Below are 26,058 nucleotides of genomic sequence, written 5' to 3'. Positions count from 1 at the left end.
GCACTGAACCTCTGGTCGGTGCCCCGCAGGCGCCTCGTGCTAGTACACCCCCAGGTAGACGACACGCCCGAGTGCGGGTACACTGATTCGCGGTGCTTCAAGCACCTGTGGGCTAAAGGCTCCAAGTCGAAGCGCATGGGGGCTGACAAGTAATTTAATCGTCCGTGTAATGTATGAGGATTCACACTCCAGATGGCGAGTTCAAACTTGCTAGGAAAGGTGTGGCTCTGTCAGACTTGAACGGTTGCCTCGCGACCCGTGGGGCGGTTCCGCAGGGATTCTGCGGACTGGGCTGAAACGCCCGTGATCTTTGGACAAGACAACGGTCCACCTTCACATAAGAAGGAACCGCGCAATATGTGTGTCACTTTTTTAAGCGACACGCCCGAGTGCGGGGACCGGTGACGAATCTGTACGAGAAGAGGTAAGACGGCATGGCGGGACAGAAGATCCGCATCCGGCTGAAGTCGTATGACCACGAGGTCATCGACAGCTCCGCGCGCAAGATCGTGGACACCGTGCAACGAGCAGGTGCCACTGTTGTGGGCCCGGTTCCACTGCCGACCGAAAAGAACGTGTTTGTCGTCATTCGGTCGCCCCACAAATACAAGGACAGCCGCGAGCACTTTGAGATGCGCACACACAAGCGGCTCATCGACATCATCGACCCGACGCCGAAGGCTGTCGATTCGCTCATGCGTATCGACCTGCCCGCAGACGTCAACATCGAGATCAAGCTCTGAGGACATCTGCAATGACTACTGACAACAAGCAGCACGCAGCTGCGCCGATTAAGGCGTTGCTCGGCCGCAAGCTCGGCATGACCCAGGTTTGGGACGCTGACGGCCGCCTCGTGCCCCTCACTGTCGTGCAGGTCGGCACTAACATTGTGACCCAGGTTCGCACCGAAGAGGTCGACGGCTACTCCGCCGTTCAGATCGGTTTCGGCGAAATCGAAGCACGCAAGGTCACCAAGCCTCTCGCAGGCCACTTCGCAAAGGCTGGCGTCGAACCCCGTCGTCACCTGACCGAGGTCCGCACCTCCGCCCATGACTCTTACGAGGTGGGTCAGGAACTCGACGCTTCCACCTTCGAGGCTGGACAGGCTGTTGACGTTTCCGGCAACACCAAGGGCAAGGGCTTTGCAGGCGTTATGAAGCGTCACGGCTTTGCCGGCGTTTCCGCTTCGCACGGTGCACACCGTAACCACCGCAAGCCCGGTTCGATCGGTGCTTGCGCAACCCCCGGACGCATCTTCAAGGGCCTGCGCATGGCCGGCCGCATGGGTGGCGTTCGTCGTACCGTCCAGAACCTCAAGGTCCAGGCAGTCGACACCGAGAAGGGCCTACTGCTCATCAGTGGCGCCATCCCGGGTCCGAAGAACTCCGTGGTCCTGGTTCGCTCGTCCGTGAAGGGTGCGTGAAATGGCTGACGTTCAGACCATCGACGTCTTCGATCTCAAGGGCAAGAAGGCAGCTTCGGTTGACCTCCCCGCAGAGATCTTCGACGTTCCCACGAACATTCCGCTGATGCACCAGGTCGTCGTCGCACAGCTTGCTGCTGCCCGACAGGGTACGCACGCAACCAAGACGCGTGGCATGGTTTCTGGTGGTGGCAAGAAGCCGTTCCGCCAGAAGGGTACCGGTAACGCTCGTCAGGGCTCGATCCGTGCACCGCACTTCACCGGTGGTGGCATCGTCCACGGCCCGCAGCCACGTGACTACGATCAGCGCACCCCCAAGAAGATGAAGCAGGGCGCACTCCGCTCCGCTCTGTCTGACCGTGCACGCGCAGGTCGCATCCACATCGTCACCGCTCTCATCGAAGGTGAGAAGCCGTCGACGAAGTCCGCTCTCGCAGCGCTTCGCGCGATCGTCGAGGACCGTCAGGCTCTCGTCGTCATCGAGCGTAACGATGAGCTCACCGCTCTCAGCCTGCGTAACGCTCCCGAGGTTCACGTCCTTTGGGCAGACCAGCTGAACACCTACGACGTCCTTGACGCCGACGATATCGTGTTCACCCTGGCAGCCATGGAGTCCTTCCTCGGCACCAAGGAGGAGACCAAGTGAGCACCCTCGAAGCGGGCAAGAACCCGCGCGACATCATTCTGAAGCCCGTCGTCACCGAGAAATCCTCCATCCTCATGGATGAAGGCAAGTACACCTTCGAGGTTGACCCGCGCGCCAACAAGACCGAAATCAAGATTGCCATCGAAGAAATCTTCGGTGTCAAGGTCGGTCAGGTGGCCACTCAGAACCGTAAGGGCAAGACCTACCGGACCCGCACGGGTCAGGGCAAGCGCAAGGACGTCAAGCGAGCAATCGTGACCTTGCGTGAAGGCGCCATCGACATCTTCGGCGATCAGGCCTGAAAACCGGAGAGGTAGAGGACAAAAATGGGAATCCGCAAATACAAGCCCACGACCCCGGGTCGTCGTGGCGCGTCGGTCTCTGATTTCGTTGAGATCACCCGCTCCGAGCCCGAGAAGTCGTTGGTTCGTCCGCTGCACAAGACCGGTGGACGTAACTCGAACGGCCGCGTGACCTCGCGTCACCGTGGCGGTGGCCACAAGCGTCAGTACCGCGTCATCGACTTCCGTCGTCATGACAAGGACGGTGTCCCGGCAGTCGTCGCTCACATCGAGTACGACCCGAACCGTACCGCTCGCATCGCCCTTCTGCACTACGCAGATGGCGAAAAGCGCTACATCCTGGCACCGGCCAAGCTGAACCAGGGTGACCGCATCGAAGCAGGCGCCGGCGCCGATATCAAGCCCGGTAACAATCTGCCGTTGCGTAACATCCCGCTCGGTACCGTTATCCACGCTGTCGAACTCAAGCCCGGTGGCGGCGCAAAGATCGCCCGCTCCGCCGGTTCGTCCGTTCAGCTCGTCGCCAAGGAAGGCCGCTTCGCCCAGTTGCGTATGCCGTCCGGCGAAATCCGCAACGTCGAAATCACCTGCCGTGCAACGGTCGGCGAGGTCGGCAACGCTGAACAATCCAACATCAACTGGGGCAAGGCCGGCCGTATGCGCTGGAAGGGCAAGCGCCCGCACGTCCGTGGTGTTGTTATGAACCCGGTTGATCACCCGCACGGCGGTGGTGAAGGTCGTACCTCTGGTGGCCGTCATCCGGTTAGCCCGTGGGGTAAGCCTGAGGGTCGTACCCGCCGTCCGAACAAGGACAGCGATCGTCTGATCGTTCGCCGTCGCAAGACCGGTAAGAACCGCTGAGTAGGAGTCGATAACTATGCCACGCAGTTTGAAGAAGGGCCCGTTCGTCGACGACCACCTGCTCAAGAAGGTCGACGCCGCAATCGAATCCGGCTCAAAGAATGTCATCAAGACTTGGTCGCGTCGCTCGGTCATCACCCCGGATTTCCTGGGTCTGACCTTTGCGGTGCACGATGGCCGCAAGCATGTTCCCGTCTTCATCACCGAGTCGATGGTGGGTCACAAGCTTGGCGAGTTCGCTCCCACGCGTACTTTCCGCAGCCACGACAAGGACGATCGAAAGGGACGCCGGCGCTGAGCCGGCCTCCACGGAAGAAGAGGCAGATAAATGGAAGCTAAGGCGCAGGCGCGTTTTGTCCGCGTCACGCCCCAGAAGGCCCGCCGTGTCGTGAACGAGGTTCGTGGCAAGGCTGCTCTGGAGGCCGCTGACATCCTGCGGTTTGCACCGCAGGCAGTCGCCACCGATGTCCGCAAGGTGCTCATGAGCGCCGTTGCCAACGCGAAGGTCAAGGCCGAACAGGCTGGCGAAACCTTCAACGAGGCAGACCTGCTGGTCATCGAAGCATTCGTCGATGAAGGTCCGACTATGAAGCGGTTCCGCCCGCGTGCACAGGGACGCGCAGGTCGCATCCTGAAGCGCACGAGCCACATCACCCTCGTCGTCGGTACCAAGGAAGACAAGAAGAAGGGAGCCCGCTGAAATGGGCCAGAAGGTTAACCCCACAGGGTTCCGCCTGGGAATCACCACGGATCACCGCTCCCGCTGGTTCTCCGACTCGACCACCAAGGGACAGCGTTACTCTGACTACGTTGCAGAGGACGTTGCAATCCGCAAGAACTTGACCGAGAACCTCGAGCGCGCAGGCATCTCGAAGGTCGATATTGAGCGTACGCGTGATCGCGTTCGCGTTGACCTCCACACCGCTCGCCCGGGCATTGTCATTGGTCGTCGTGGTGCAGAGGCTGATCGCCTCCGCCAGAACCTCGAAAAGCTCACCGGCAAGCAGGTTCAGCTCAACATCCTCGAGGTCAAGAACCCCGACATGGATGCTCAGCTTGTCGCACAGGGCATTGCAGAACAGCTCGCTGCTCGCGTTTCCTTCCGTCGTGCAATGCGCAAGGGCATTCAGTCCGCGCAGCGCGCAGGCGCCAAGGGTATTCGTGTTCAGGTTTCCGGTCGCCTCGGTGGCGCCGAAATGAGCCGTTCCGAGTTCTACCGTGAGGGTCGCGTTCCGCTTCATACCCTCCGCGCGAACATTGACTACGGATTCCACGAGGCACGCACGACCTTCGGTCGTATCGGTGTCAAGGTGTGGATCTACAAGGGCGACATCACCGAGCGCGAGTTCGCACGCCAGCAGGCCGAGCAGGCCAACCGTGGCGGACGTCGCAGTGATCGTCGTGGCCAGCGCCGCGGCGGACGCCAGAACCAGGAGACCGCTCAGCAGCAGGCGCCCGCAACCGAGGCGCCCGCAGCTACTGAAAACGGATCGGAGGCCTGAGCCCAATGCTCATTCCCCGTCGTACAAAGTGGCGCCGTCAGCACCGCCCGCACCGTACCGGTAATGCAACCGGTGGCACCGAACTGGCGTTCGGCGATTACGGTATCCAGGCACTCACCGGCGCATACGTGACCAACCGTCAAATCGAGGCAGCTCGTATCGCTATGACGCGTCACATCAAGCGTGGCGGCAAGGTGTGGATCAACATCTTCCCGGACCGTCCGCTGACCAAGAAGCCGGCTGAAACCCGAATGGGTTCCGGTAAGGGCGCGGTTGAATGGTGGGTTGCCCCCGTCAAGCCGGGTCGTATTCTGTTCGAGCTGGGTGGCGTCGACGAGGCGCTTGCACGCGAAGCTATGCGTCGCGCTCAGCACAAGCTTCCGATGAAGACCCGTTTCGTGGTCCGAGAGGGTGGTGACATCTGATGGCGGAAAAGGCACTTACCCCTTCCGACCTCGATGCCATGGACGACGCCCAGCTGTCCAAGGAACTCGAGAAGGCTAAGGCCGAGCTCTTTAACCTGCGCTTCGCACAGGCTGTTGGCAACCTCGAGGATCATGGTCGCATGAAGACCGTGCGCCGTGACATCGCCCGTATCTACACGATCGCGCGTGAGCGGGAGCTTGGCTACCGCACCGCCCCGAGCACTGAGGAGTGATTCTGATGGCAGATAGCACCGCGCGTAACGACCGCAAGGTTCGTATTGGCCTGGTTGTCTCTGACAAGATGGATAAGACCGTCGTTGTCCAGATTGAGGATCGTGTGAAGCACGCCCTCTACGGCAAGGTCATGCGTCGTAACAAGAAGGTCAAGGTTCATGATGAGAACAACGAATGTGGCATTGGCGACCGCGTTCGCATCATGGAGACTCGTCCGCTTTCCGCTACCAAGCACTGGCGAGTAGTGGAGATCATCGAAAAGGCCAAGTGATTCGTCACTGAGGTTTGTAAGGAGCCCGGTTCCCCGGTTTGGGGAGCCGGGCTCCCTGCTGTTTTGCGCGCTTTCCCCGCGCTTGTTCACGAAATAGCGCCTCAAAGTGACTGCGCTTGTCCACGCTTGAACCTGCTTGTTCACTGTTGGTCACCCTCTTTTTTTGACCGCGCTTGTTCAAGAAATCGAACATCGTTCTTCGCGCCTATTCGCGTGTGTTGGTTAATGAAGCCGCGTGGCCTCGTGAACCCGAAACGGTGAACAAGCGCGGGGTGGAGGGAGGGGATGTTGGTGAACAAGCGCGGTGGATGGGGCACACCTCACGAAACTGGCGGTTTCAAGTCAGTGGGGAAGTGGGGTACTCTTGGAGGGTTGCGTGACGCAAGGTGCACTGTGCCTCGCGTCGGTAGTGAGAGCGAGCAACACCATATTTAATCCTGTGGTGCGTTCTCACTATTGTCGGCATCGATGCGCAATAGTTCATGCACGTTCGGCAAGGCTCGAGGGAAGTAATGCTCCCAACAGAACCAGCTCGACAACAGGAGTCAATAGAAAATGATCCAGCAGGAGTCGCGACTTAAGGTCGCCGACAACACGGGTGCAAAGGAAATCCTGACCATCCGCGTGCTCGGTGGCTCGGCTCGACGCTACGCGGGTATTGGTGACACCATCGTCGCCACCGTCAAGGACGCAATCCCCGGCGGCAACGTCAAGAAGGGTGAAGTCGTCAAGGCAGTCGTAGTCCGCACTCGCAAAGAAACCCGCCGTCCCGACGGTTCGTACATTCGTTTCGATGAGAACGCAGCCGTCATTATCAATTCCAACGGCGAACCGCGTGGCACGCGTATCTTCGGCCCAGTCGGCCGTGAGTTGCGCGACAAGCGCTTCATGCGTATCGTCTCGCTCGCACCGGAGGTGATCTGATGGCAGCCAAGATCCGTAAGGGTGACCTGGTTGAGGTCGTTCGCGGTCGTTCATCCGACGAGAAGAAGCTCGCAGAGCGCAACGCCCGCCGTGCAGCCGAGGGCCTCGAACCCCTCAAGGCTGGCGACAAGGGCAAGCAGGGACGCGTCATCAAGGTTTTCCCGGCTGAGGGCAAGGTTCTCGTCGAAGGCATCAACCTGAAGACCCGTCACGTTCGCCAGGGCCAGACCCAGGGGCAGACCGGTGGCATCGAGACCATCGAAGCCCCGATCTCGATCGCAAAGGTCGCACTGGTCGATCCCGAAACCAAGCAGCGCGTGCGCGTCGGCTTCCGCGAGGATGTCGTCGAGCGCGATGGCCGCACCCGGACCGTCCGCGTTCGCGTGACCCGCGGTGGCGCCAAGCGCGGCATCGAGCAGGGCAAGGAGATCTGAACATGACCCCGCGTCTCAAGGAAAAGTACGTCTCCGAAATTCGTGACGCCCTCCGCACCGAGTTCGAGCATGAGAACATCATGCAGGTTGCCGGTCTGACCAAGATCGTCGTGAACATGGGTGTTGGTGAGGCAGCTCGCGATTCGAAGGCACTCGAGGGCGCAATCCGCGACCTCACCGCTATCACTGGCCAGAAGCCCGTGACCACCAAGGCAAAGAAGTCCATCGCACAGTTCAAGCTACGCGAAGGCCAGGCCATCGGTGCTCACGTCACGCTCCGTGGCGATCGTATGTGGGAATTCCTCGATCGTCTTCTCTCAACTGCTCTTCCGCGTATCCGCGACTTCCGCGGTCTGTCGGCCAAGCAGTTCGACGGTCACGGTAACTACACCTTCGGTCTGACGGAACAGTCCATGTTCCACGAGATCGACCAGGATTCGATTGACCGAGTTCGCGGTATGGATATCACCGTCGTTACCTCGGCCTCCACCGATGATGAGGGCCGTGCGCTCCTGCGTCATCTCGGATTCCCGTTCAAGGAGGACTGACCCATGGCGAAGACATCCCTGAAGGTCAAGGCCGCACGTAAGCCGAAGTTCGGCGTTCGTGCATACACGCGTTGCAACCGTTGTGGTCGCCCCCACTCGGTATACCGCAAGTTCGGCCTGTGCCGCGTTTGCCTCCGAGAGCTCGCCCTTGCTGGCGAACTCCCCGGAGTCACCAAGAGCAGCTGGTAAAACACTGACGTCGTAGGTCTCAAAAGGAGAAACCACGACGAGGAAGGGGAATTTCCCCAATGACAATGACTGATCCCATTGCAGACATGCTGACGCGTCTGCGTAACGCGAATCGTGCGCATCACGATACGGTTTCCATGCCGTACTCCAAGATGAAGAACGCGATCGCAAACATCCTGGTCGAAGAGGGCTACATTGCTTCGACCTCGGTTGAGGATGCCCGCGTGGGCAAGACCCTCACCATCACGTTGAAGTACGGTTCGCACCGCGAAGCGGCTCTCCAGGGTCTGCAGCGCGTTTCCAAGCCGGGTCTGCGCGTGTACGCCAAGTCCACCAACCTGCCTAAGGTTCGCGGCGGCCTGGGCGTGGCAATTCTGTCCACGTCCTCCGGTCTGCTCACCGACCGTCAGGCAGCCGACAAGGGTGTAGGTGGGGAAGTCCTCGCCTACATCTGGTGAACAGGAGGCTGAACAATGTCGCGAATCGGTAAGCAACCCATTGCTATCCCCGCAGGCGTCGACGTCACCGTTAACGGTGCAGACGTTAAGGTGAAGGGCAAGAAGGGCGAACTTTCACACACCGTCGCAGCCCCCATCACGGTGGCTATTGAAGACGGTCAGATTCTGGTTTCCCGTCCGGACGATGAGCGCCTTTCCTGTTCGCTCCACGGTCTGACTCGCACCCTTATTGCGAACATGATCGTTGGCGTGACCGAGGGCTACAAGAAGGAACTCGAAATCACCGGTACCGGTTACCGCGTGGTCGCCAAGGGCAAGAACCTCGAGTTCTCTCTCGGCTTCTCGCACACCGTTCCGGTCGAAGCTCCGGAAGGCATCGAGTTCACCGTTGAGTCGCAGACCAAGTTCACGGTCCACGGCATCGATAAGCAACTCGTTGGCGAAACCGCAGCTCGCATCCGCAAGCTGAAGAAGCCTGAACCCTACAAGGGCAAGGGCATCCACTACGTGGGCGAAACGATCCGTCGCAAGGTCGGAAAGGCTGGTAAGTGATGGCGTACACGGTCAAGGGCAAGGGCAAGTTCGTCGCTCGCAAGCGTCGTCACATTCGCCTTCGCAAGAAGATCAACGGTACCCCGGCGCGTCCGCGCCTGGTCGTCACCCGCTCGAATCGTCACATCGTTGCTCAGGTTATCGACGACACCGTCGGTCACACCCTGGTTTCTGCTTCCGACTTCGAGTCCGGCGTCGAAACCATGACTGGCACGAAGACCGAAAAGGCAACTAAGGTTGGCGCTCTCGTTGCAGAGCGTGCGAAGGCGGCCGGCATCACCGCCGTCGTTTTCGACCGTGGTGGCAACAAGTATTTCGGCCGCGTTGCGGCCGTCGCCGAAGCTGCCCGCCAGGGTGGCCTCGAGCTGTGACCGGATCGAAGGAAAGAGAGATCATCTGATGGCTGCACCGCAGCGAGGCAGGAACGGTCAGGAAGGCTCTGAGCGTTCGGGCGACGGCGAGCGTCGCGACCGCCGTAATGGTCGTGGCGACCGCGATACACGTCGTGGCAACGAAAAGAATGAATACATCGAACGTGTTGTGACCATCAACCGCGTTTCCAAGGTTGTGAAGGGTGGACGTCGTTTCTCCTTCACCGCTCTGGTTGTCGTGGGCGATGGCGAAGGCACCGTCGGTGTTGGCTACGGAAAGGCCAAGGAAGTTCCCCAGGCCATTTCCAAGGGCGTTGAGGAAGCGAAGAAGAATTTCATTCGCGTTCCGATGATCCGCCGCACTATCACGCACCTGGTTCAGGGTCACGATGCCGCCGGCACCGTGCTTCTGCGCCCGGCAGCACCGGGCACCGGCGTTATCGCCGGTGGTCCGGTTCGTGCAGTGCTCGAGGCAGCTGGCGTGCACGACGTGCTCACCAAGTCGCTCGGCTCTGACAACGCAATCAACATCGTTCACGCGACTGTTGATGCCCTCAAGCAACTGGAACAGCCTGAAGCTGTTGCAGCACGTCGCGGTCTTCCGCTGGAGCGCGTTGCTCCGGCTTCGATGCTCCGCGCACGCGCAGAGGGTGAAGCTGAGAAGCGGGCCAAGGCTGAAAAGGCTGAGGCAGAAAAGGCTTCCGCGGGGGTGAATGAGTGATGGCGAACATCAAGATCACGCAGACCAAGTCGTCGATCGGCGCCAAGCAGAACATGAAGGACACTCTGCGCACCCTCGGGTTGCGTAAGATCGGCCAGAGCGTCGTCCGTGAGAACACCGAGACCGTTCTCGGTGCAGTTCACACGGTTCGTCACCTGGTGACCGTTGAGGAGGTCGACTGACCATGGCGGACTCCAAGTCCACAACAGGCGAAAAGGTGCAGATCGTTAAGCTGCACCACCTCCGTCCAGCCCCCGGCGCCAAGACCGCCAAGACCCGCGTTGGTCGTGGTGAAGGCTCCAAGGGCAAGACGGCTGGTCGCGGTACCAAGGGTACGAAGGCTCGCTACCAGGTGGCAGCAGGCTTCGAAGGTGGCCAGATGCCGATTCACATGCGTCTGCCCAAGCTCCGTGGCTTCAAGAACCCCTTCCGCGTTGAGTACCAGGTCGTCAACGTTGCCAAGCTTGAGGAACTGTTCCCCAAGGGTGGCAAGGTGACGGTCGAGGATCTTGTCGCAAAGCACGCGGTTCGTGACGGCGCTCCGGTTAAGGTGCTCGGCACCGGTGAGCTCACCGTCAAGCTTGAGATCGAAGTTGACTCCTGGTCAGCTTCTGCTCAGGAGAAGATCACCGCAGCTGGCGGAACCATTTCCGCACGCTGACAGCTGATTGGGGGTGGTCCGGCATCAACCCGGATCACCCCCTTTTAGTGTCTTAAACTGATAGACGGTTCCTCGCAGAACCTTTGAACCCAAGGCCGATGTCTACACGGAGCCATTTTTCCGGTAGTCTGACACGGTCGCTAGGGCACATGCTCCAGCATTCCCATTACCCGTAGGAGGAAGCCTTGCTTAGTGCATTTGCACAGGCGTTCCGCACCCCTGACCTTCGTCGTAAGCTGCTGTTTACGCTGTTTATCATGGCGATGTTCCGCCTGGGTTCATACATTCCGACCCCCGGCGTTGACTCGACCGCGATCCAACAATGTCTGGCTCAGCAGGAAGAAGCGAATCTTCTTGACCTCGTGAACCTGTTCTCCGGTGGCGCGTTGCTCCAGCTATCGATCTTCGCACTCGGCATCATGCCGTACATCACAGCGTCGATCATCATTCAGCTTTTGCGTGTTGTCATTCCGCGTTTCGATGACCTCCATAAGGAAGGACAAACCGGTCAAGCCAAGCTGACGCAGTACACGCGTTACCTGACGATCTTCCTGGGCGTTCTACAGGCCACGACAACACTGACATTGGCTCGCACCGGACGTATGTTCTCCGGTTGTTCCGCGAACGTTTTGGCAGATGACTCTTGGTGGATGTTCCTTATCATGATCATCATCATGATGGCGGGTACCGGCGTGGTCATGTGGCTCGGCGAATTGATCACCGAGCGTGGCATCGGCAATGGCATGTCGCTCCTTATCTTTACTTCGATCATTGCCCGTCTTCCCTCCCAGATGCTGGCCATCGGTCAGTCTGGCAAGTGGGGTGCCGTGATCGCGATCCTTCTGCTCCTCTTCGCCGTTACGCTCGCCGTGGTGTTCATTGAGCAGGCTCAGCGTCGCATTCCAGTTCAGTACGCGAAGCGCATGATCGGTCGTCGCCAGTACGGTGGCACGACGACGTACATCCCGCTGAAAATCAATATGTCTGGCGTTATCCCGGTTATTTTCGCCTCGTCGATTCTTGCGTTGCCGTTGATGATTGCTCAGTTTGGTACCCAGACCGACGGTTGGGTTCAGTGGATTTCGGCGAACCTACATCAGGGATCGTGGGTCTACCTCACGATTTATGCACTCCTGATTCTCTTCTTCGCCTTCTTCTACACGGTGATTACATTCAACCCCGAAGAGGTTGCTGACAACATGAAGCGCTACGGTGGCTTCATTCCGGGTATTCGCGCAGGTCGTCCGACCGCCGAGTTCCTGTCCTACGTCATCAACCGCATTACGAGTGCCGGCGCGCTCTACCTTGTGATCGTTGCCCTGTTGCCGTCACTCCTTATTATCCCCCTGAAGATTTCGCAGTCGCAGATGCCGTTCGGGGGCACGACGCTTCTGATTATTGTGGGCGTCGGTCTGCAGACCGTGAAGGAGATTAATACTCAGCTTCAGCAGCATCACTACGAAGGATTCTTGCAATGACCGCCATGGTTCTTTTGGGTCCGCCCGGCGCAGGCAAGGGGACGCAAGCTACTCGAATCGCGGAAAAGCTGAGTATTCCGGCTATTTCTACCGGAGAGATTTTCCGTGCGAATATGTCTGAAGGCACTGAGATTGGCCTGCAGGCCAAGGCATTCATCGACCGTGGTGAGTTCGTTCCTGACTCGGTGACCAATGCGATGGTGAAGGCGCGTCTGTCTGCTCCGGACACTGCGAACGGTTTTCTTCTTGACGGCTACCCGCGCAACGTGGAGCAGGCTCATGTGCTTGCCGACATGTGCGAAGAGGTCGGCATCAAGCTTGACCTGGTTCTTGAAATCCAGGTTGATGAGGACGAAGTTGTGACCCGCATGATGAAGCGTGCCGAGGAACAGCATCGCACCGATGATACTGAGCCTGTCATGCGTCACCGCCTTGAGGTCTATCACCAGCAGACAGAACCGGTTGCGGCGTACTATGCCGACCATGATTTGCTTCAGGTTGTTGATGGTTCGGGTTCGATCGACGAAGTGACCGAGCGTATTTTCACTGTCCTCAATTCTGTCGCGAAGAACTGACCGTTATGCAGCGTATTGAGTTGAAGACTCGAGACCAGATCCGCTGGATGCGTGAAGCTGGCTTGATTGTTGCTGACATTCACGCGAGCCTGCGCCAAGCGGTGCGCGCTGGTGTGACTACGGCTGAACTGGATGAAGTGTCCGCCGACGCGATTAGGCGCGGGGGAGGGACCTCGAACTTCCTCAATTACTACGGCTACCCAGCCACGGTCTGCATCTCCGTAAATGATGTGGTCGTCCACGGTATTCCCGGCAAGCAGAAGCTGAAGGATGGGGACATCGTCTCCTTCGACTGCGGTGCGTGGGTGTCTCGCGGTGGCAAGCAGTGGCACGGTGACGCGGCGTTCTCCATCATCGTTGCTGACGAGTGGGTGGACGACGAGTCCTTCATGGCAGGAAAGCGTGGCTCGGGTGCTCACCCTCAGGGAGTTGACGAGGCCACGATGAAGCGTCGCCGTGAACTGGACGTTGTGACGCGCGAGTCTCTGTGGGCAGCTCTCGCTTCCCTCGAAAAGGGGCGTCGCATTTCCAGCGTCGGTCGCGCCGTCGAAGAAGTCGTTGCCAAGTATGACGACGAGTTCGGTTGGGAAGCCGGCATCATCGAGGAATACACAGGCCATGGTATCGGCACCGCGATGCATCAGGATCCCGAGGTCCTGAACTACGACGCTCGTGGAATCTTCCCGCGTGTGAAGCCCGGTATGGTCCTTGCGGTTGAGCCGATGCTGACGTCGGGTTCGATCGAGACCCTCACCGAGTCTGACGAATGGACTGTCCGTACCGTCGATGGTTCGGACGCCGCCCATTGGGAGCACACGGTCGCGATCCTCGACGACGGCATCAGCGTGCTCACCGCCCCCGACTATGGAAAGGCCGGGCTCGCGCCTTTCGGGGTCGAACCGATCGAGCTCTGACACAAATGTCGCAACGCTGGCTCTGCTCCTCGTGGTGAGGTCGGCGATGACTCTGCTCCTCGAGGCGAGGTCAGCGCCGTAAGCGTGGTGCGACAATGTACACAGCGACGCGGACACTTATCTTTGTCCGTGCCCCGCGACTCTCCTGCCGGAGTATCAGGTTGGGCTATCGGTGATCGATTGAGCCCAAATCGACCGTTAGCGGGGGGAGTGCTCGTCCGAGGAATGTCCCGATTTCTTCGAGGAGCTGTGGCTCTTCGCGACGATGACCAAGGCGCGGACGATGTAGACGAGGGCACCCACCCAGAAGATCCAGTTCCAGCGCGGTGCAGTCAACGCGACGCCTACGAGACAGAGGGCGAAGCCGACGTTCCACCAGGTAGCGCTACCGGTTGATGCTCTGCCGTTTATGAACATGACGCCACCGCGCGTCTGAGTCTGTGCGTCATGACAACTCCTTTGTTGATTTGAGGCAGGTGATCCCAGTATCTCCATGTTTTCAAGACGGAGGGGCCACTTTCGTTACAGAAGATGCTGTGTGGGATGCGGGGATGGTGATGCTCTGCCCGGCTTCCAAACGTCATTGAAGCGACAAGGCATCACAGTAAGGCGAGGAGGGGAGGAGGGCGAGACCTTTCGCCTCGTCCGCTGCACCGCTCCGTCCTTGTTGATGAACTCGGCTCGTGCTCTCGTCCTCGTCGATGAACTCGGCCAGCGCTTCCCTCCTTGTCGATGAATCCGGCCGAAGGTGAGGCAGTCGACAGGGCAGTCAACTACCAGAGGGATGTGCTTTTGCTGTACTCTAGATCTTCGGGCGTGTCGTATGTCGGCTGTGTCGTACGTGTTGCATGCGCCCCGTGGCCCTTGGGCCATGACTCATCCGAAGAACGTAGAGGACAGACGGAGGATATGGCAAAGAAAGACGGCGTCATCGAAATGGAAGGCACGGTCGTTGAGGCCCTGCCGAACGCGATGTTCCGTGTGGAACTGGCCAATGGGCACGTTGTGCTCGGCCACATTGCAGGAAAGATGCGACAGCACTACATTCGAATCCTCCCCGAGGATCGAGTTCTCGTCGAACTGAGCCCCTACGACCTCTCCCGAGGCCGTATCGTCTACCGCTACAAGTAAACCCCGACACGACCGTCTACGGACGGTGGAGGAATAACCATGAAGGTCAAGCCGAGTGTCAAGAAGATTTGTGACAAGTGCAAGGTGATTCGTCGCCACGGCAATGTCATGGTCATCTGCGACAACCCCAGGCACAAGCAACGTCAGGGCTGAAATCCTCACGTAGCTGACCCGGGCACAACAGCCCACAGGATCACATCAAGCGCGAATACGCGACCCTCGGTTCGGAGGCCGAGGCCGGATAGCTCATCCGGAAGATGTGATGACGACCTCCGAAGAACAACTGGAGCACCAACAACATGGCACGTATTGCCGGTGTCGACCTCCCCCGTGAAAAGCGACTGGAGATTGCACTTACCTACATTTACGGAGTCGGCCGCACCCGCGCGGCCGAGACCCTCGAAGCAACGGGTGTCAGCCCGGACGTCCGCGTGAAGGACGCCACCGAGGAAGATCTCGTCAAGCTCCGTGAATACATCGAATCGAACTTCAAGGTTGAGGGCGACCTTCGTCGCGAAGTTCAGGCTGACATTCGCCGCAAGATCGAAATTGGCTCTTACCAGGGTCTTCGCCACCGTCGTGGCCTGCCGGTCCATGGTCAGCGCACCAAGACCAACGCTCGCACCCGCAAGGGCCCGAAGCGCACCGTTGCAGGCAAGAAGAAGGCCAAGTAAGGCCTAAGGACTTCCAGCCTTTACGGCGGATAGTTCTTCATACGACTGAAGAAGGAACTGTTAAACACAATGGCAGCTGCAAAAACTTCGCGCTCCGGTGCTGCTCGTAAGCCGCGCCGCAAGCTCAACAAGAACGTCACCCACGGTCACGCGTACATCAAGTCGACGTTTAACAACACCATCGTTTCCCTGACCGACACCACTGGTGCCGTTATCGCCTGGGCCTCGTCTGGCCAGGTCGGCTTCAAGGGTTCGCGTAAGTCCACCCCCTTCGCTGCGCAGCTTGCAGCAGAGGCGGCCGCGCGTCGCGCCCAGGAACACGGCATGAAGAAGGTCGACGTCTTCGTTAAGGGGCCCGGCTCCGGCCGTGAAACCGCGATCCGTTCCCTCCAGGCCGCTGGCCTCGAGGTCGGCTCGATCCAGGACGTTACCCCTCAGGCACACAACGGCGCTCGCCCCCCGAAGCGTCGTCGCGTCTGATTCGTCGCACCGGGATGCTTTGCCGTCCGGCATCGCATCCCCACGTCTGAGTACACCATTCGGTCGTGCTCACACCCTCCGTCCCACTCATGTGGGATCCACTGTCCGGCGTCATATGGCGGGCGCCGGGAAGAAAGGACCAAGACGTGCTCATTGCAGAGCGACCAATCCTCACCGAGGAAAAAGTCAGCGAACACCGTTCACGCTTCACACTCGAACCCCTCGAACCGGGCTTCGGTTACACGCTGGGTAATTCCCTGCGTCGTACCCTGCTCTCTTCGATCCCGGGTGCGGCGGTTACGTCCATCCGTATCGATGGCGTTGCCCACGAATTCCGCACTATCGAAGGTGTGAAGGAGGATGTCGCAGAGATCATCCTCAACATCAAGCAGATCGTCCTCTCCTCTGAGATGGATGAACCCGTCGTGATGTACCTGCGTAAGGCCGGCCCCGGTGTCGTCCTCGCTGGCGACATCACCCCGCCGGCAGGCGTTGAGATCCACAATCCGGATCTTCACCTTGCCACCCTCAATGACAAGGGCAAGCTCGAGATCGAACTGACCGTTGAGCGTGGACGCGGTTACGTTTCCGCGGCGCAGAACAAGGATCCTCAGGCTGAAATCTCGCGGATTCCGATCGATTCGATCTACTCGCCGGTTGTCAAGGTCACCTACAAGGTCGAGGCAACTCGTGTTGAGCAGCGTACCGACTTTGATCGCCTCGTCATCGACGTGGAGACCAAGTCGGCGATCACCCCGCGTGATGCTCTTGCATCGGCTGGTAAGACCCTTGTTGAACTGTTCGGCCTCATGCGCGAACTGAACGAGGAAGCAGAAGGCATCGAAGTGGGTCCGTCGACCACCGACGAAACCCTCGCAGCAGACCTTGCTCTGCCGATCGAAAGCCTGAACCTGCAGTCTCGTTCTTACAACGCGCTGCGTCGTCGTGGGATCCTCACCGTGGGCGAGCTTGTCGCTCACTCCGAGGCTGATCTTCTTGATATTCGTAACTTCGGCACCAAGTCGATCGAAGAGATCAAGGAATCTCTGGCCACTCTCGGCATGACACTCAAGGATTCGGTTATGCCGATCCCGGGTGCCTCTGAGTCTGGTTCGGTCCAGTTCAGCGACGAACAGTCCATCTGACCCTTATGCGTCCGATGGACGCACCTAATCCGTAGGAGACACAATGCCCACCCCCAAGAAGGGTGCTCGTCTGGGCGGAAGCCCGGCACACCAGAAGCTGATCCTGTCGAACCTCGCGACTCAGCTCATCGAACACCGCGCACTCACGACCACCGAAGCTAAGGCTAAGCTTCTGCAGCCTTACTTCGAGAAGCTCGTGACCAAGGCAAAGCGTGGCGACATGCACGCTCGTCGCACGGTTGCTAAGAAGATCACCTCGAAGGAAGCGCTCTACGTGCTCTTCGACGAGATCGCGCCGGCCATCGATTCTGAGCGTCAGGGTGGCTATACCCGCCTCATCCGCGTTGGTAACCGTAAGGGTGACAACGCTCCTCTCATGCGCATCGAAATCGTTCTCGAGAAGCTCGAGAAGAAGGCTGTTGTGAAGAAGGCTGAAGACACTGCCGCCAAGGCAGCTGAAAAGCCTGCTGAAAAGGTTGAGGAAGCCCCCAAGTCTGAAGAGACCGAGGTTGAGGCATCTGAAGCTGAGTGACTAGGTCGCGGGCTTGCCCGTGATTGACTCTCACTTTTGAGGTGGGGTCGGAGACGCTGATGCGTTTCCGGCCCCACCTTTTTGTTTGCGTCCACCGCGCTTGTTCAGGCGTGGCGTGTTTTTGTGGCTCTGCTTGTTCACGTTTGGGGTGTTTTGTGACTGTGCTTGTTCGCGTTTGGGGTGTTTTGTGACTGTGCTTGTTCGCGTTTGGGGTGTTTTGTGACCACGCTTGTTCATGCTCAGGCCGACTATCGGGCATATGCAGGCGGGCCCATGGCGGTGAACAAGCGCGGTGGGAATCGACGACAATTCGGACTAAATCGGTGAACAAGCGCGGTGGGAATCGACGACAATTCGGACTAAATCGGTGAACAAGCGCGGTGGATCGTTAGAGTTGGTGGCATGTCTGAACCCATGACGCTCGCCATTGACTGCGGTGGTGGCGGAATTAAAGGCTCCGTCGTTGACGAACGAGGCACGATGATCGCACCGGCGATTCGCACGCCTACGCCGTACCCGCTACCGCCGGAGCTCTTGATCGAAGTTGCGCAGGATCTGGCGAACAAGCTCCCTCAAGCTGACCGTGTGACTATGGGAATGCCTGGAATGATCCGACACGGAGTGGTTGTGGCTACCCCGCACTACATCACGCGCTCCGGCCCTCGCTCCAAAGTGGTTCCCGAACTTGTTGAACGTTGGGACCATTTCGACATGAGAGGAGGCATCGAAAGGGCGCTTGGCTTGCCCACGAAGGTTTTGAATGACGCCGAGGTTGCTGGAGCCGGTGTCATTACCGGTACGGGGCTCGAAATGATCATCACCCTGGGGACGGGCCTCGGAAATGCAGTCTTTGATTCCGGAGTGCTGGCACCTCACGTTGAAGTGTCGCAGGGCTTCGTCCGTTGGGGCCTGACCTACGACGATTACATCGGGGAACACGAACGGCTACGACTTGGCGATGCACACTGGTCGCGTCGCGTCCGTCGCGTCATCGATGGACTTCGTCCCATGTACATGTGGGACCGTCTCTACCTTGGAGGCGGCAACTCGAAGCTGATTACAAGCGGACATCGCGCCCGCCTAGGTGACGATGTCATCATCGTGCCCAATGATGCAGGCATCATCGGGGGAGTGCGCGCGTGGTCTCTATGAGCAACTCCGACCCCTTAGCTTTTACCGCGCTTGTTCACGAACCTGTCGCGCTTGTTGAAGAATCCGCTGCGCTTGTTCAAGCACCTCACACTCTTCGCATCCGTCTTGACCTCAGCTACGACGGGACGAATTTCCACGGGTGGGCTTCCCAGCCAGGCCAACGAACCGTGCAAGGTGAAATTGAAGCTGGCTTAGGCCTCGTACTTCGGTGCCCAACTGTGCTGACGGTCGCTGGGCGAACGGATGCCGGAGTGCACGCGCGCCATCAAGTGGTCCACTTCGACGTTGAACAAGCGCGGTGGGAAAAGCTCGCGCCTCGAGGGGCGGAAGCGACTGCGGAGGCCTGTGCGAACGCGCTTGTTCGCCGATTGAACGGTGTGATTGCGCGCGCGTATGGGCAGTGGATGCGCGATCGCGCCCTGAATGCGCCCAAAGGTACGGCCGATGTTGTGATCCGCGAGGCGCATGTTGTTTCGTCGGATTTTGATGCGCGTTTTTCTGCTCTAGGACGTCATTACTGCTACCGGCTGATGAGCGGGGGAGTCGATCCGCTCCGCCGTTTTGATGTTCTGAGTCTTGAACAACCTCTAGATGTTGACTTGATGAATCGGGCAGCAGCCCCATTGCTTGGCGAGCATGATTTTCTGTCGTATTGCCGGCCACGCGAAGGAGCCACAACGATTCGCACGCTGACGCGCCTGGAATTCAAGCCGTCTTCGACAGCGCTTGTTCACCGTTCGGGGGCGCTTGTTCACCGTTCGGGGGCGCTTACTCCCCAACAGGGCGCGTCAGAGTCCGCGCTTGTTGAGTGTTTTGTCGACGCTGATGCGTTCTGCCACTCGATGGTGCGTTCGCTTGTAGGCGCGCTTGTTGAAGTGGGTCTGGGGCGCCGGAGCGTCGACTGGCCGTATGAGCTGCTTCAAGCCTGCTCTCGAACAAGCGCGGCGCCGATTGCTCCTGCGCACGGACTGACTTTGGAGGGCGTGGACTATCCGGCGCCGGATCAGTGGGCCTCGCGCGCTCAACAAGCGCGGTCGCGTCGCGATTCGTGTTGTGGCGACGGGAGCTAGGCCCAGTCTGCCTTGGTGCGCCAGCGTTCGTGCATGCTAGTTCACCAATTCACGAGGCCGGGATCATCACCGAAACGGTTTTCTTGGGGTTGCCCGTACGGTGAACAAGCGCGGTGGGGGTAGGCAGTAGCAACTGAGGAATCGGACACAAAGGCCCGGCAACTTTGACCGGCTCAATCCTGCCCGATAGACTTGGTGACGCTGTGCGTTAGCTAGCGCCCTCGGTGTATTCCCACTCGCCGTTGAGTTGCAACTGACGCCTCGCGCGAACCGTTACATCGCGAGCGCGATCCTGGCATTGGGGATCGACGCTCCATGACTGATAAGAATTGAAGGTTACGCCCGTGCGCACCTATTCACCCAAGCCTGGGGACGCAGACAAGAAGTGGTACGTCATTGACGCCACCGACGTCGTCCTCGGCCGCCTGGCGGCTCAGGTTGCCGCCATTCTTCGTGGGAAGCACAAGCCGACGTTCGCCCCTCACATGGATATGGGTGACAACGTCATCATCATTAATGCGGACAAGGTCGTTCTGACCGGTAAGAAGCTCGAACAGAAGATGGCCTACCGCCACTCTGGTCGTCCCGGTGGTCTGACCGCAACCTCCTACCGTAACCTCATGGCCAAGTCGCCTGAGCGCGCGGTTGAGAAGGCCGTTCGCGGCATGCTTCCTCACACCAGCCTCGGCCGTATGCAGTTCAAGAAGCTGCATGTTTACGCCGGTGCTGAGCACCCCCACGCCGGCCAGTCGCCGGTTCCCTACGAGATCACCCAGGTTGCTCAGTGAGCTTCGTGCCACTGAATAATCGACATAAGCACTGAGGAGAACCGTGGCTGAGACCACCGAAATCGTCGAGCTGGATGAGGAGAACGCCCCTAGCTCGTACACCACTGAGACTGAAACCGCGCCCGCAGGTGCCGGCCAGTCCATCACCGCGCCCGGCGCGGGCCTTGGTCGCCGCAAGGAGGCCGTTGCCCGTGTTCGTCTGGTTCCCGGAACCGGCGAATGGAAGATCAACGGACGCACCCTCGAGGATTACTTCCCGAACAAGCTGCACCAGCAGCTCGTGAAGTCCCCGTTCGTCCTTCTTGACCTTGATGGCCGTTTCGATGTTGTCGCCCGTATCAACGGTGGTGGCATCTCCGGTCAGGCAGGCGCCCTGCGCCTCGGCATTTCGCGCGCTCTCAATGAGATCGACCGCGATGCCAACCGCCCGGCACTCAAGAAGGCTGGCTTCCTGACTCGTGACGCTCGCGTCATCGAACGTAAGAAGGCAGGCCTCAAGAAGGCACGTAAGGCTTCGCAGTTCTCGAAGCGCTGATCCTTCGTTTTCTTGGCTTGTGGCCCTGCTCCTTGTGGAGCGGGGCCACAAGTGTTTTTAGGGCATCGTGCTACTCGGCGCCTACCGCGCTTGTTCACGGCGTCCGGCTTTGGCGTGTGGGTGGTCTCTCATTGACGAGGCCGCGTACTTGTTGATGCCTCGCACTGAACGAGCGCGGTCTTTTTGGGTGCCAGTGGTGAACAAGCGCGCTGCTTTTGCGGTGTTGGCGGTGAACAAGCGCGGTGGGAAGAGCGGGATCCGGGCCTCGTGGTCCTTTGCGATACCGGAAATACGCGAGGGTGGAAATTCTCGCAAAGTGACAGACGGGGCCGCAGAAGAACCGAACTCGCCGGGGCCACGGGTACGCTAGGGACAACTGACACAACGCTTTCCGGCGCGATGCCGGCGTGAATGAAGGAACTAAAATGGCACGAATGTTTGGCACCGACGGTGTCCGTGGCCTCGCGAATGTTGATATTACGGCTGACCTGGCGCTGAAGATCGGTGAAGCTGCTGCTCGCTACTTTGGTGCGCTCCGCAGTGACGGGACGAAAGCGCGTGTCGTCATTGGTCGAGATACGCGCATTTCGGGTGAGTTCCTTGAGCACGCTCTGGCTGCCGGGCTTGCAAGCGCAGGCATGGACGTGACTCTTCTTGGCGTTGTGACGACTCCGACCGTTGCCTACCTGACTGCTTCGCAGGACGACATTGACTTGGGTGTCATGATCTCGGCGTCACACAACCCGATGCCTGACAACGGCATTAAGTTCTTCGCGCAGGGTGGCTACAAGCTCCCCGACGCGGTTGAAGATGAGATTGAAGCACTGATCGGAACCGAGTGGGATCGCCCGACCGGCGACGGTGTCGGCGAGGTCGACGAACAACATGAGCAGGCGAAGCGCCTGTACGTTGACCATGTGGTGAAGTCTGTGAACACGGACTTGAATGGTCTGACAATCGTCGTTGACTGCGCTAATGGTGCCGCCTTCGAGCTCGGTCCGCTAACGCTACGTGAAGCGGGTGCCGAGGTCATCGTGATCAACGCTGAACCTGACGGTCGCAATATCAACCTCAATGCTGGTTCAACCCACCCTGAAGGCCTGCAGAAGGCCGTCGTCGAGCACAAAGCAGACTTCGGTGTCGCTTACGATGGTGACGCAGACCGTTGCTTGGCAGTCGATGCTGAAGGCAACCTGATCGACGGTGACAAGATCATGGGCGCACTCGCGGTGGATGCGCGTGAGCGTGGCAAGCTCAAGGGAGACACCCTTGTCGTGACCGTGATGTCGAACCTCGGTCTGATTCTCGCGATGCGTGACAAAGGTATTAAGACGGTTCAGACCGCAGTCGGCGACCGTTACGTGCTCGAAGAAATGCGCGCCTCCAACTATGTGCTGGGCGGCGAACAGTCCGGCCACATTATTGATCTCGACCATGCAACGACGGGTGATGGCATCCTGTCGTCCCTGCTGGTTGCTCGCATGGTGAAGGAATCCGGTCGCTCCCTGGCGGATCTGACTGCGTTCGTTGAGCGCTTACCCCAGACACTCATCAATGTGGGCGGGGTTGACCGTAGCAGTGCAGCGACGAACGAAGCTGTTGCGGTGGCTGTCAAGGCTGCTGAAGCACAGCTCGGCGATACCGGTCGTGTTCTTCTTCGCCCGTCGGGCACCGAGCCGTTGGTGCGCGTCATGGTTGAGGCCGCCACCCAGGAACAGGCTGATTTAGTCGCAGCCTCACTCGCTGACGTGGTGAAGGAAAACTTGGCGATCTGATACGAGGCATCCGCTGAGGGGCGTGACTGAGACAATCAACGGGCTCGGTAGGGGAATCCTCTACTGAGCCCGTTGAGCTTTGTCTTCACCACCAGAGGCGTTCAGCGTCTCAGAAGGGACCTCGTCGCCCCTGACACGAACTGGGAAAGGCGGTCGCTAGTCCTTACGCAGTAGCAACGAATCGACGCGGTGATCCTGGTCTTTGTGGAAGATCATCGTGGCGCGTTCGCGAGTGGGAGCGATGTTTTCACGCAGGTTTGGCAAGTTAATTGCCGACCAGACCATGCGCGCTGTCGCTTCGGCCTCCGTGTCCGTCAAACTGGCGTAAGTGCGGAAGAAGGAATCTTCACGCGAGAAGGCAGTTTGGCGAAGAGTGAGGAACCGGTCGACATACCACTGCTCGATGTCGGATTCTTCAGCATCGACGTAGATCGAGAAGTCGAAGTAGTCAGACACGGAAACACCGAGCGCCCCAGGGTGGAGGCGCGGGGGTTGCAGAACGTTCACTCCCTCGACGATCAGAATGTCGGGAGCCTCAATGTGGAGGATTTTGCCCGGGACAACGTCGTAGATGACATGCGAGTACACGGGAGCAGTGACGTCGCCCGCCCCCGACTTCACGGCGGCCAAGAAATTCAGCAGAGCCTGACGGTCGTAGGACTCCGGGAAGCCCTTGCGTGCCATGATGCCCTTTTCTTCGAGCACGGCGTTCGGATAGAGGAAGCCGTCGGTTGTCACCAGGTCGACGCGCGGGGTGTGCTCCCAACGCTGGAGCAGAAGTTGCAGAAGACGGGCGACGGTTGACTTTCCAACGGCAACTGAGCCGGCAATTCCGATGACGAAAGGGGTGGGTGTGGGCGTTTGCTCGCCCAGGAAGGTGGCGCGTTCGCGGGCGGTGCGTCGCCTGCCGTCAACGTACAGCTGAAGGAGCGCAGACAAAGGGCGATAAATCGCGTCGACTTCGCTCATGTCGATGGGGTCGCCCAAGGAAGCGATCCTGGTGATGTCTTCTTGCGTCAACGGCAGGGGAGTGTGGTCGACCAACCTATCCCAATCGGCGCGTTCAATGCGCGTAAAAGGGGAGATCGCAGAGTAGGCGTGTGCGTTGTGGGAAGTCACGATGGCATTGTCTCGCACTCGCTTGTTCGAATGCACCTTTGAGGCAAAAGTGTGAAGAATGGCGGGTATCTGTCGGACATGGGCAAGGCGACGAGCGCAACTCCGCTCGATGTGCTGGAATTGCTTGCATGTGTGGAATTGTTGGACATATTGGTTGTGCCCCTTCGGCTCATTCGCGTGAGGTCGTCATGGGGGGCCTCGCTCGCCTGGAATACCGAGGATACGACTCTGCCGGTTTGGCTCTGTCAACTCCGGACGGCCTGGAGGTGATTCGCGCGGTCGGTAAGCTCGCGAACCTTGCTGACAAGATCGAGGTCCTCAAGCCTGCCGATGCTTTCGCTGCGATCGGTCATACTCGTTGGGCGACGCACGGTCGTCCGACTGTTGCGAATGCTCACCCGCATTCGTCCGCAGACGGTCGTTTCGCTCTGGTACACAATGGCATCATCGAAAATGCTGACGCGTTGCGCGCCGAACTTCGCGCCGATGGCGTCACTTTTGCGTCCGATACGGATACTGAGGTTGTCGTCCACCTGATTGCCAAGATGTACGAGGCCGGGACCGCTGGGCAGTGGGGCGGCTCTCTTGCCGGAGTGCACGCTGGCGAAGATACTGTTCGTCGCCTGATTGCTGCGATGCGCGCTGTTACTGAGCGCCTGCAGGGCACATTCACGCTGCTACTCGTTTCAGCCGATGCGCCGGAGGTTATTCTTGCGGCACGCCGTTCTTCGCCTCTGGTCGTTGGTTTGGGTGACGGCGAAAACTTCCTCGGTTCTGACGTTTTGGCATTCATTGAGCACACGAACCGCGCTGTCGAGATCGATCAGGATCAGATGGCCATTGTCACGGCTCGTGGCGTGACTGTTCTTGGCCATGATGGGAATGTTGTTCCGCTCAAGGAATACGAAGTTGACTTCACTTCGGATCGCGCGACGAAGGACGGCTGGCCGACCTTCATGGAAAAGGAAATTCACGAACAGCCCCGTGGTGTTCGCGAAACCTTGGAAGACCGTATCGATTCCACCGGTCACCTTGCACTCGACGAGGTCCGTATCCCCGAGTACATTCTGCGTGGCGTCGACAAGATCGTCATGATCGGTTGCGGTACCGCGTCCTACGCCGGTCAGGTCGCCAAGTACGCGATCGAACACTGGTGCCGTATCCCCGTCGAGGTCGAGCTTTCCTCTGAGTTCCGCTACCGCGACCCGGTCGTCACCGAAAAAACACTGGTCGTGGCCATCTCGCAGTCCGGTGAAACCATGGACACGATCCAGGCGATCCGTCACGCTCGCGAGCAGGGCGCGAAGGTCGTGGCGATCGTGAATACTCCGGGCTCGACTATTTCGCGTGAGTCCGACGCTGTTCTGCTGACCCACGCGGGCCCGGAAATCGCTGTCGCCTCCACCAAGGCGTTCACGTCTCAGGTCACCGCCTGCTTCATCCTTGGCCTGTACCTTGCCCAAGTTCGTGGCAACAAGTACTCCGACGAGATCATCGACTACATGGAAAAGCTGGCTGAAGCACCGGCGAAGATCCAGAAGATCCTCGATCAGGGCGAGACTGTCCGACAGTTTGCTCGCACCATGAAACACGCGACGTCCGTCATCTACCTCGGTCGCCACGTCGGATACCCGGTTGCCCTTGAAGGCGCCTTGAAGCTCAAGGAAATCTGCTACATCCACGCAGAAGGCTTCGCGGCCGGCGAACTCAAGCACGGCCCGATCGCACTGGTCGACGAAGGCCAGCCAGTCATCATCGTTGTTCCGACCCCGCGTCGTCCCGAACTGCACAACAAGGTTCTGGCAAACATTCAGGAAGTTCGCGCTCGCGGTGCAAAGACCATCGTCATCGCTGAAGAAGGCGACACCTCCGTCGACGAATTCGCTGAAATCGTGTTCAGGATTCCTCCGATTCCGACGCTGTACGCACCCCTGTTGACGGTTGTCCCACTGCAGATCTTCGCCTGCGAACTTGCAACCGTGAAGGGCCTTGACGTCGATCAACCACGCAACCTCGCTAAGTCTGTGACCGTTGAGTAAGCATCCCTGACTGGACTTTTCCTGCGTCTGCCACACGTCGTGGCAGACGCAGGATTCGTTTTGTGCGGACGTTTTCGCTTTCGTGGGACAAATCCCACTACCATCGGGCTGTATCCGCTTGTTGACCGA

38 protein-coding genes are annotated in these 26,058 nt (G+C 59.2%); 36 read left to right on the top strand and 2 right to left on the bottom strand.

The window, feature by feature from the left end:
* Positions 1-434 precede the first annotated feature (434 nt).
* From rpsJ to HMPREF9241_RS06425, 24 genes are all read left to right on the top strand, one after another.
* Complete coding sequence (gene rpsJ, locus HMPREF9241_RS06540; protein WP_006681500.1) at positions 435-743, top strand: 30S ribosomal protein S10; 309 nt, start codon at positions 435-437, stop codon at positions 741-743.
* An 11-nt stretch (positions 744-754) separates the two neighbouring features.
* On the top strand, positions 755-1,423 hold the full coding sequence (rplC, locus tag HMPREF9241_RS06535) for a 50S ribosomal protein L3 (protein WP_006681499.1): 669 nt from the start codon (positions 755-757) through the stop codon (positions 1,421-1,423).
* 1 nt (position 1,424) lies between these two features.
* Entirely contained in the window at positions 1,425-2,069 is a 645-nt protein-coding gene (gene rplD / locus HMPREF9241_RS06530) for a 50S ribosomal protein L4 (protein WP_006681498.1), read from the top strand.
* Positions 2,066-2,371, top strand: coding sequence for a 50S ribosomal protein L23 (rplW, locus tag HMPREF9241_RS06525; RefSeq protein ID WP_006681497.1), 306 nt, complete (start codon positions 2,066-2,068; stop codon positions 2,369-2,371). The genes rplD and rplW overlap by 4 nt, the downstream gene beginning before the upstream one ends.
* 24 nt (positions 2,372-2,395) lie before the next feature.
* The gene (rplB, locus tag HMPREF9241_RS06520) at positions 2,396-3,232 is read left to right on the top strand and encodes a 50S ribosomal protein L2 (RefSeq protein ID WP_006681496.1); all 837 of its coding nucleotides are present in this window, start codon (positions 2,396-2,398) and stop codon (positions 3,230-3,232) included.
* Positions 3,233-3,248: 16 nt separating this feature from the next.
* Entirely contained in the window at positions 3,249-3,530 is a 282-nt protein-coding gene (rpsS, locus tag HMPREF9241_RS06515; RefSeq protein WP_006681495.1) for a 30S ribosomal protein S19, read from the top strand.
* 30 nt (positions 3,531-3,560) lie between these two features.
* Positions 3,561-3,932 (top strand): 50S ribosomal protein L22, encoded by a 372-nt coding sequence (gene rplV / locus HMPREF9241_RS06510; RefSeq protein WP_006681494.1) that lies wholly within the window; start codon positions 3,561-3,563, stop codon positions 3,930-3,932.
* A gap of 1 nt (position 3,933) precedes the next feature.
* Positions 3,934-4,734: a 30S ribosomal protein S3 gene (gene rpsC, locus HMPREF9241_RS06505; protein WP_006681493.1), complete on the top strand. Its 801-nt coding sequence runs from the start codon at positions 3,934-3,936 to the stop codon at positions 4,732-4,734.
* A 5-nt stretch (positions 4,735-4,739) separates the two neighbouring features.
* Positions 4,740-5,159 (top strand): 50S ribosomal protein L16, encoded by a 420-nt coding sequence (gene rplP / locus HMPREF9241_RS06500; protein WP_006681492.1) that lies wholly within the window; start codon positions 4,740-4,742, stop codon positions 5,157-5,159.
* A complete protein-coding gene (gene rpmC, locus HMPREF9241_RS06495; RefSeq protein WP_006681491.1) occupies positions 5,159-5,392 on the top strand; it encodes a 50S ribosomal protein L29 in 234 nt (77 codons plus the stop codon). Before rplP ends, rpmC begins: the two co-directional genes overlap by 1 nt.
* A gap of 5 nt (positions 5,393-5,397) precedes the next feature.
* Positions 5,398-5,664, top strand: coding sequence for a 30S ribosomal protein S17 (gene rpsQ, locus HMPREF9241_RS06490; RefSeq protein WP_006681490.1), 267 nt, complete (start codon positions 5,398-5,400; stop codon positions 5,662-5,664).
* A gap of 555 nt (positions 5,665-6,219) precedes the next feature.
* Positions 6,220-6,588, top strand: a complete 369-nt coding sequence (gene rplN / locus HMPREF9241_RS06485) for a 50S ribosomal protein L14 (protein ID WP_006681489.1) — start codon at positions 6,220-6,222, stop codon at positions 6,586-6,588.
* Positions 6,588-7,022: a 50S ribosomal protein L24 gene (rplX, locus tag HMPREF9241_RS06480; protein WP_006681488.1), complete on the top strand. Its 435-nt coding sequence runs from the start codon at positions 6,588-6,590 to the stop codon at positions 7,020-7,022. Before rplN ends, rplX begins: the two co-directional genes overlap by 1 nt.
* Positions 7,023-7,024: 2 nt before the next feature.
* On the top strand, positions 7,025-7,570 hold the full coding sequence (gene rplE, locus HMPREF9241_RS06475; protein ID WP_006681487.1) for a 50S ribosomal protein L5: 546 nt from the start codon (positions 7,025-7,027) through the stop codon (positions 7,568-7,570).
* A gap of 3 nt (positions 7,571-7,573) precedes the next feature.
* Positions 7,574-7,759 (top strand): type Z 30S ribosomal protein S14, encoded by a 186-nt coding sequence (locus HMPREF9241_RS06470; RefSeq protein ID WP_006681486.1) that lies wholly within the window; start codon positions 7,574-7,576, stop codon positions 7,757-7,759.
* Between the two features lie 59 nt (positions 7,760-7,818).
* Positions 7,819-8,217, top strand: coding sequence for a 30S ribosomal protein S8 (gene rpsH, locus HMPREF9241_RS06465; RefSeq protein ID WP_006681485.1), 399 nt, complete (start codon positions 7,819-7,821; stop codon positions 8,215-8,217).
* Positions 8,218-8,232: 15 nt separating this feature from the next.
* On the top strand, positions 8,233-8,769 hold the full coding sequence (gene rplF, locus HMPREF9241_RS06460; RefSeq protein ID WP_006681484.1) for a 50S ribosomal protein L6: 537 nt from the start codon (positions 8,233-8,235) through the stop codon (positions 8,767-8,769).
* A complete protein-coding gene (gene rplR / locus HMPREF9241_RS06455; protein WP_006681483.1) occupies positions 8,769-9,140 on the top strand; it encodes a 50S ribosomal protein L18 in 372 nt (123 codons plus the stop codon). Before rplF ends, rplR begins: the two co-directional genes overlap by 1 nt.
* A 28-nt stretch (positions 9,141-9,168) precedes the next feature.
* Positions 9,169-9,861 carry a 30S ribosomal protein S5 gene (gene rpsE, locus HMPREF9241_RS06450; RefSeq protein ID WP_006681482.1) on the top strand — a complete coding sequence of 231 codons (693 nt, stop codon included), beginning with the start codon at positions 9,169-9,171 and terminating at the stop codon, positions 9,859-9,861.
* Complete coding sequence (gene rpmD / locus HMPREF9241_RS06445) at positions 9,858-10,043, top strand: 50S ribosomal protein L30 (protein WP_179369897.1); 186 nt, start codon at positions 9,858-9,860, stop codon at positions 10,041-10,043. Before rpsE ends, rpmD begins: the two co-directional genes overlap by 4 nt.
* Before the next feature lie 2 nt (positions 10,044-10,045).
* Positions 10,046-10,522 carry a 50S ribosomal protein L15 gene (rplO, locus tag HMPREF9241_RS06440; RefSeq protein WP_006681480.1) on the top strand — a complete coding sequence of 159 codons (477 nt, stop codon included), beginning with the start codon at positions 10,046-10,048 and terminating at the stop codon, positions 10,520-10,522.
* Positions 10,523-10,707: 185 nt separating this feature from the next.
* A complete protein-coding gene (secY, locus tag HMPREF9241_RS06435) occupies positions 10,708-12,000 on the top strand; it encodes a preprotein translocase subunit SecY (RefSeq protein ID WP_006681479.1) in 1,293 nt (430 codons plus the stop codon).
* Entirely contained in the window at positions 11,997-12,575 is a 579-nt protein-coding gene (locus HMPREF9241_RS06430; RefSeq protein WP_006681478.1) for an adenylate kinase, read from the top strand. The genes secY and HMPREF9241_RS06430 overlap by 4 nt, the downstream gene beginning before the upstream one ends.
* Positions 12,576-12,580: 5 nt before the next feature.
* Positions 12,581-13,489 carry a type I methionyl aminopeptidase gene (locus HMPREF9241_RS06425; protein WP_006681477.1) on the top strand — a complete coding sequence of 303 codons (909 nt, stop codon included), beginning with the start codon at positions 12,581-12,583 and terminating at the stop codon, positions 13,487-13,489.
* A gap of 198 nt (positions 13,490-13,687) precedes the next feature.
* Here the strand turns inward: HMPREF9241_RS06425 and HMPREF9241_RS09300 are convergent, their stop codons facing one another.
* On the bottom strand, positions 13,688-13,906 hold the full coding sequence (locus HMPREF9241_RS09300) for a hypothetical protein (protein ID WP_006681476.1): 219 nt from the start codon (positions 13,904-13,906) through the stop codon (positions 13,688-13,690).
* Between the two features lie 492 nt (positions 13,907-14,398).
* Between HMPREF9241_RS09300 and infA the strand changes: the two genes are divergently transcribed.
* The 11 genes from infA (at position 14,399) to glmM (ending at position 22,771) form a co-directional block, all read left to right on the top strand.
* A complete protein-coding gene (gene infA / locus HMPREF9241_RS06415; protein ID WP_040318576.1) occupies positions 14,399-14,620 on the top strand; it encodes a translation initiation factor IF-1 in 222 nt (73 codons plus the stop codon).
* Between the two features lie 39 nt (positions 14,621-14,659).
* On the top strand, positions 14,660-14,773 hold the full coding sequence (rpmJ, locus tag HMPREF9241_RS06410) for a 50S ribosomal protein L36 (protein WP_003790577.1): 114 nt from the start codon (positions 14,660-14,662) through the stop codon (positions 14,771-14,773).
* 146 nt (positions 14,774-14,919) lie between these two features.
* The gene (gene rpsM / locus HMPREF9241_RS06405; RefSeq protein ID WP_006681474.1) at positions 14,920-15,294 is read left to right on the top strand and encodes a 30S ribosomal protein S13; all 375 of its coding nucleotides are present in this window, start codon (positions 14,920-14,922) and stop codon (positions 15,292-15,294) included.
* A gap of 69 nt (positions 15,295-15,363) precedes the next feature.
* Positions 15,364-15,774 carry a 30S ribosomal protein S11 gene (gene rpsK / locus HMPREF9241_RS06400; RefSeq protein ID WP_006681473.1) on the top strand — a complete coding sequence of 137 codons (411 nt, stop codon included), beginning with the start codon at positions 15,364-15,366 and terminating at the stop codon, positions 15,772-15,774.
* Between the two features lie 146 nt (positions 15,775-15,920).
* Positions 15,921-16,919: a DNA-directed RNA polymerase subunit alpha gene (locus HMPREF9241_RS06395; protein WP_006681472.1), complete on the top strand. Its 999-nt coding sequence runs from the start codon at positions 15,921-15,923 to the stop codon at positions 16,917-16,919.
* A gap of 43 nt (positions 16,920-16,962) precedes the next feature.
* On the top strand, positions 16,963-17,451 hold the full coding sequence (rplQ, locus tag HMPREF9241_RS06390; protein WP_006681471.1) for a 50S ribosomal protein L17: 489 nt from the start codon (positions 16,963-16,965) through the stop codon (positions 17,449-17,451).
* Between the two features lie 402 nt (positions 17,452-17,853).
* Complete coding sequence (locus HMPREF9241_RS06385) at positions 17,854-18,603, top strand: ROK family protein (RefSeq protein ID WP_006681470.1); 750 nt, start codon at positions 17,854-17,856, stop codon at positions 18,601-18,603.
* Positions 18,591-19,673 (top strand): tRNA pseudouridine synthase A, encoded by a 1,083-nt coding sequence (locus HMPREF9241_RS06380; protein WP_006681469.1) that lies wholly within the window; start codon positions 18,591-18,593, stop codon positions 19,671-19,673. The genes HMPREF9241_RS06385 and HMPREF9241_RS06380 overlap by 13 nt, the downstream gene beginning before the upstream one ends.
* Positions 19,674-20,017: 344 nt before the next feature.
* Positions 20,018-20,461, top strand: coding sequence for a 50S ribosomal protein L13 (gene rplM, locus HMPREF9241_RS06375; protein ID WP_006681468.1), 444 nt, complete (start codon positions 20,018-20,020; stop codon positions 20,459-20,461).
* Positions 20,462-20,504: 43 nt separating this feature from the next.
* Positions 20,505-20,996, top strand: a complete 492-nt coding sequence (gene rpsI, locus HMPREF9241_RS06370; RefSeq protein WP_006681467.1) for a 30S ribosomal protein S9 — start codon at positions 20,505-20,507, stop codon at positions 20,994-20,996.
* A gap of 425 nt (positions 20,997-21,421) precedes the next feature.
* Positions 21,422-22,771 (top strand): phosphoglucosamine mutase, encoded by a 1,350-nt coding sequence (glmM, locus tag HMPREF9241_RS06365; RefSeq protein ID WP_006681466.1) that lies wholly within the window; start codon positions 21,422-21,424, stop codon positions 22,769-22,771.
* Between the two features lie 156 nt (positions 22,772-22,927).
* On the opposite strand, the gene coaA is transcribed toward glmM, so the two are convergent.
* Positions 22,928-23,890 carry a type I pantothenate kinase gene (gene coaA, locus HMPREF9241_RS06360; protein WP_006681465.1) on the bottom strand — a complete coding sequence of 321 codons (963 nt, stop codon included), beginning with the start codon at positions 23,888-23,890 and terminating at the stop codon, positions 22,928-22,930.
* A gap of 128 nt (positions 23,891-24,018) precedes the next feature.
* Here coaA and glmS point away from each other — a divergent pair, with 128 nt between their 5' ends.
* Positions 24,019-25,929 (top strand): glutamine--fructose-6-phosphate transaminase (isomerizing), encoded by a 1,911-nt coding sequence (gene glmS, locus HMPREF9241_RS06355; RefSeq protein WP_040318575.1) that lies wholly within the window; start codon positions 24,019-24,021, stop codon positions 25,927-25,929.
* Positions 25,930-26,058 lie beyond the last annotated feature (129 nt).

It is taken from the genome of Schaalia turicensis ACS-279-V-Col4, from assembly GCF_000296505.1.
Taxonomy (GTDB): domain Bacteria; phylum Actinomycetota; class Actinomycetes; order Actinomycetales; family Actinomycetaceae; genus Pauljensenia; species Pauljensenia turicensis_A.
Note: the sequence above shows the minus strand (reverse complement) of the source record. Positions and strands in the feature narration are given on the sequence as shown.

Bases quoted from the DNA above. Each gene is read 5' to 3' on its own strand.
- rpsJ (WP_006681500.1), top strand. From the start codon at position 435: ATGGCGGGACAGAAGATCCGCATCCGGCTGAAGTCGTATGACCACGAG.
- rplC (WP_006681499.1), top strand. From the start codon at position 755: ATGACTACTGACAACAAGCAGCACGCAGCTGCGCCGATTAAGGCGTTG.
- rplD (WP_006681498.1), top strand. From the start codon at position 1,425: ATGGCTGACGTTCAGACCATCGACGTCTTCGATCTCAAGGGCAAGAAG.
- rplB (WP_006681496.1), top strand. From the start codon at position 2,396: ATGGGAATCCGCAAATACAAGCCCACGACCCCGGGTCGTCGTGGCGCG.
- rpsS (WP_006681495.1), top strand. From the start codon at position 3,249: ATGCCACGCAGTTTGAAGAAGGGCCCGTTCGTCGACGACCACCTGCTC.
- rplV (WP_006681494.1), top strand. From the start codon at position 3,561: ATGGAAGCTAAGGCGCAGGCGCGTTTTGTCCGCGTCACGCCCCAGAAG.
- rpsC (WP_006681493.1), top strand. From the start codon at position 3,934: ATGGGCCAGAAGGTTAACCCCACAGGGTTCCGCCTGGGAATCACCACG.
- rplP (WP_006681492.1), top strand. From the start codon at position 4,740: ATGCTCATTCCCCGTCGTACAAAGTGGCGCCGTCAGCACCGCCCGCAC.
- rpmC (WP_006681491.1), top strand. From the start codon at position 5,159: ATGGCGGAAAAGGCACTTACCCCTTCCGACCTCGATGCCATGGACGAC.
- rpsQ (WP_006681490.1), top strand. From the start codon at position 5,398: ATGGCAGATAGCACCGCGCGTAACGACCGCAAGGTTCGTATTGGCCTG.
- rplN (WP_006681489.1), top strand. From the start codon at position 6,220: ATGATCCAGCAGGAGTCGCGACTTAAGGTCGCCGACAACACGGGTGCA.
- rplX (WP_006681488.1), top strand. From the start codon at position 6,588: ATGGCAGCCAAGATCCGTAAGGGTGACCTGGTTGAGGTCGTTCGCGGT.
- rplE (WP_006681487.1), top strand. From the start codon at position 7,025: ATGACCCCGCGTCTCAAGGAAAAGTACGTCTCCGAAATTCGTGACGCC.
- HMPREF9241_RS06470 (WP_006681486.1), top strand. From the start codon at position 7,574: ATGGCGAAGACATCCCTGAAGGTCAAGGCCGCACGTAAGCCGAAGTTC.
- rpsH (WP_006681485.1), top strand. From the start codon at position 7,819: ATGACAATGACTGATCCCATTGCAGACATGCTGACGCGTCTGCGTAAC.
- rplF (WP_006681484.1), top strand. From the start codon at position 8,233: ATGTCGCGAATCGGTAAGCAACCCATTGCTATCCCCGCAGGCGTCGAC.
- rplR (WP_006681483.1), top strand. From the start codon at position 8,769: ATGGCGTACACGGTCAAGGGCAAGGGCAAGTTCGTCGCTCGCAAGCGT.
- rpsE (WP_006681482.1), top strand. From the start codon at position 9,169: ATGGCTGCACCGCAGCGAGGCAGGAACGGTCAGGAAGGCTCTGAGCGT.
- rplO (WP_006681480.1), top strand. From the start codon at position 10,046: ATGGCGGACTCCAAGTCCACAACAGGCGAAAAGGTGCAGATCGTTAAG.
- HMPREF9241_RS06430 (WP_006681478.1), top strand. From the start codon at position 11,997: ATGACCGCCATGGTTCTTTTGGGTCCGCCCGGCGCAGGCAAGGGGACG.
- HMPREF9241_RS06425 (WP_006681477.1), top strand. From the start codon at position 12,581: ATGCAGCGTATTGAGTTGAAGACTCGAGACCAGATCCGCTGGATGCGT.
- HMPREF9241_RS09300 (WP_006681476.1), bottom strand. From the start codon at position 13,906: ATGTTCATAAACGGCAGAGCATCAACCGGTAGCGCTACCTGGTGGAAC.
- infA (WP_040318576.1), top strand. From the start codon at position 14,399: ATGGCAAAGAAAGACGGCGTCATCGAAATGGAAGGCACGGTCGTTGAG.
- rpmJ (WP_003790577.1), top strand. From the start codon at position 14,660: ATGAAGGTCAAGCCGAGTGTCAAGAAGATTTGTGACAAGTGCAAGGTG.
- rpsM (WP_006681474.1), top strand. From the start codon at position 14,920: ATGGCACGTATTGCCGGTGTCGACCTCCCCCGTGAAAAGCGACTGGAG.
- rpsK (WP_006681473.1), top strand. From the start codon at position 15,364: ATGGCAGCTGCAAAAACTTCGCGCTCCGGTGCTGCTCGTAAGCCGCGC.
- rplQ (WP_006681471.1), top strand. From the start codon at position 16,963: ATGCCCACCCCCAAGAAGGGTGCTCGTCTGGGCGGAAGCCCGGCACAC.
- HMPREF9241_RS06385 (WP_006681470.1), top strand. From the start codon at position 17,854: ATGTCTGAACCCATGACGCTCGCCATTGACTGCGGTGGTGGCGGAATT.
- glmM (WP_006681466.1), top strand. From the start codon at position 21,422: ATGGCACGAATGTTTGGCACCGACGGTGTCCGTGGCCTCGCGAATGTT.
- glmS (WP_040318575.1), top strand. From the start codon at position 24,019: ATGTGTGGAATTGTTGGACATATTGGTTGTGCCCCTTCGGCTCATTCG.